Source organism: Streptomyces sp. AC627_RSS907 (assembly GCF_019049165.1).
Genome location: NZ_JAGMUE010000764.1, coordinates 1 through 600, shown reverse-complemented (window position 1 = coordinate 600; position 600 = coordinate 1). Strand labels below are relative to the sequence as shown.

Sequence of the window (600 nt, the reverse complement as noted above, 5' to 3'; positions counted from 1 at the left end):
GACCCGGCACATCGCGCTCGGCACCCACGCCAACAAGCACGGCCAGGTCATCGGCGCGGGTGTCGGCGGCGGCTACGCCACCTTCCCGGGCGTGGTCGGTACGGCGGTGAGCAAGGTCTGCGACCTGGAGATCGCCCGCACCGGGCTCCTCGAAGAGCAGGCGCGGTCGGTGGGGCTCCAGTTCGTCACGGCCACCATCGAGTCCACGAGCCGCGCCGGCTACTACCCGGGGGCTCGCCCGATGACCGTGAAGATGCTCGCCGAGCGTCGCACGGGGCGGCTGCTCGGCGTCCAGATCGTCGGCCGCGAGGGCGCCGGCAAGCGGGTGGATGTCGCGGCGGTCGCGCTGACCGCGGGCATGACGGTCGAGCAGATGACCGCCCTCGACCTCGGGTACGCGCCGCCGTTCTCGCCCGTCTGGGACCCGGTCCTGGTCGCGGCCCGCAAGGCGACGGCCCAGGTGGCCCGGGACATCGAGCAGGCCGCCGGCGGGCGCTGACCGGCTCGCCGGATCGCTCGGCCCGGCTCGTCGCGTCCAACGGGGCGCGCCGGGTCGGGCCCGGCCCCCTGCGGCCGACCGGCGGCCGGCCTGGACTGGGC

General features: G+C 76.0%; 1 pseudogene. It reads left to right on the top strand.

Going from position 1 to position 600, the window contains the following annotated elements:
• A pseudogene (locus KUM32_RS38520) lies at nt 1-499 on the top strand (flavoprotein oxidoreductase); the annotation flags it as partial.
• Between the last annotated feature and the right edge of the window lie 101 nt (nt 500-600).